This is a genomic window from Microbacterium sp. BF1 (assembly GCF_019279095.1).
Taxonomy (GTDB): domain Bacteria; phylum Actinomycetota; class Actinomycetes; order Actinomycetales; family Microbacteriaceae; genus Microbacterium; species Microbacterium maritypicum.
Genome location: NZ_JAGYWT010000644.1, coordinates 1 through 1,173 on the forward strand (window position 1 = coordinate 1; position 1,173 = coordinate 1,173).

General features: G+C 66.2%; 1 protein-coding gene. It reads left to right on the forward strand.

The genetic code is table 11. From position 1 onward, the window contains the following. Positions 1-211 precede the first annotated feature (211 nt). A partial coding sequence (locus KZA10_RS15685) for a flotillin family protein (RefSeq protein ID WP_256934968.1) occupies positions 212-1,173 on the forward strand: 962 nt, incomplete at its 3' end.

Below are 1,173 nucleotides of genomic sequence, written 5' to 3' on the forward strand. Positions count from 1 at the left end.
CGAGCTGCGCGCCCTGCGCGACCTCGCGGAGAAGCTCCGCGCCCGCTGACCTCCCCTGCACAGCGCAGAGCGCCGTGCGAGGTACTCCTGTTCCGCTCACAACCGTCGTCTCCTCAACGCGGGCGGGCACTATCTGGCAGGGTGGGGGACGAAGGCGCGCACCACGGCGCGCTCGAGACCGCCCCCTCGGGGGGAACCAGGGAGGTCATCCATGGAGATCGCCGGAATCGTCGGCATCCTCGTCATCGTCGGAATCGCCGTCGTCGTCGTCGTCGTCCTACTGCTCATCCTGCTGCTGTTCGCACGCAGCTGGATCAAGGTCGCTCGCGCCGACGAGGCACTCGTGATCTCCGGTCGCAAGCAGAAGGTGCAGACCGCAGTCCTCTCGGCAGACGGCTCGAGCAGGTCCGAGATGTCGGAGTCGCCGGTCACGGTCATCGTGAACGGCAAGTCGCTCGTCAACCCGATCACGCAGCGCCACGAGATCATCTCGCTGCGCTCACGCCAGGTCTCCCTCAACGCCGAGGCCCAGTCGCTCGACAGCGTGACCCTGAACGTCGACGGCGTCGCGATCGTGAAGATCGGCTCCGACCCGATCCTGGTGCGCCGTGCCGCCGAGCGCTTCGCCTCGCAGGACAAGGCGATCGAGCAGTTCACCACCGAGCAGCTCGAAGGTGCCCTCCGCGGCATCGTGGCCACCCTCTCGGTCGTCGAGCTGATGCGCGAGCGCAAGAAGTTCTCCGACCAGATCGCCGCCGATGTCTCTCAGGAGCTCGCCGAGCAGGGCCTGATCCTCGACTCGTTCCAGATCAAGGGCATCACCGACAAGGTCGGCTACATCCAGTCGCTCGGTGCTCCTGAGATCCAGGCGAAGCGCCAGTCCGCGGAGATCTCGCAGACCAACGCCGACCGCGCGATCAACCAGAAGAACATCGCGAACCAGGAAGCCAACCTGATCGAGCAGACCGCGCTCGACACCAACACTGCGAACTCCAACGCCGGCATCGGTCGGGCTCGCGCCGAGGCCGAGCAGGCTGAGAACCTCGATGCGAGGGTTCGGACCCTGCTGGATCACGCCGGCGACGATGTCGCCCTCTTTGTCCTTGAAGTCACCGAGCACGACGTCGTCCGCGATGTCGCGCAGACGCTGGCTGATGACCTGCTTGGCGGCGA